This window comes from Vibrio sp. 2033, assembly GCF_033339735.1.
The window spans coordinates 1-682 of record NZ_JAWOVC010000383.1 but is presented as its reverse complement, the minus strand read 5'-3'; the positions used below and the strand labels follow the sequence as shown (position 1 = coordinate 682).

1 protein-coding gene is annotated in these 682 nt (G+C 46.0%); it reads right to left on the bottom strand.

The features are described 5' to 3' along the window. Nucleotides 1–164 precede the first annotated feature (164 nt). Nucleotides 165–682 (bottom strand): pirin family protein (locus R7P74_RS26735; RefSeq protein WP_318123685.1); only part of this gene is annotated, 518 nt, incomplete at its 5' end.

The following is a 682-nucleotide window of genomic DNA, read 5'->3' as shown; positions in this document are numbered from 1 at the left end:
AAAAAAGCCACCTCGATTAAACGCAAGTTAATCTAGGTGGCTAACGCAAACTCGATGGCAGTGGATTATCGATTTGCTTCGCTACGAGCCCAATAAGCAGGCTCAAATACATTCAGCGTAATACTAAGACATCGGTCAAAATTGGCTGTTCGCTGTCGTTCGCTTTAATAGGTTTCGAACAGCCCTGAGTTGTAGTCTTGAATCGCTTGTTCAATTTCTTCGATACTGTTCATGACAAATGGGCCATAGTGAACCACCGGCTCATTGATTGGTTCACCTATAAAGAGCAGGACCCCACTGTTGTCTGCCGCAGTAAACTTTGCGGCCTCTCCTTTTGATAACAGCGCCATCTCACCTTGCTTTACAGTGCGTTGATTTATCTCGACACTGCCTTGGTACGCATAAATCATCATGTTATGGTCAGCGTCCAAAGCTAGCTCAAGCGTGGCTCCTCTATGAGGCCGCCAATCAGCAACAGTTGCTACAACACCAGTTTGAGTCAACGGCCCAACAATTCGTTCTCCCGCAATCATCAACTCACCAGCAATGACACGAACAAGCCCTGTCTTTGCAGTGTCAAATTCCGTGATCGTCTCTGGTTGAAAATCGTGGTATTGAGCGGGTTTCATTTTGTCTTTGGCTGGTTGATTAATCCATATCTGAAAACCATGCAGCTCACCGT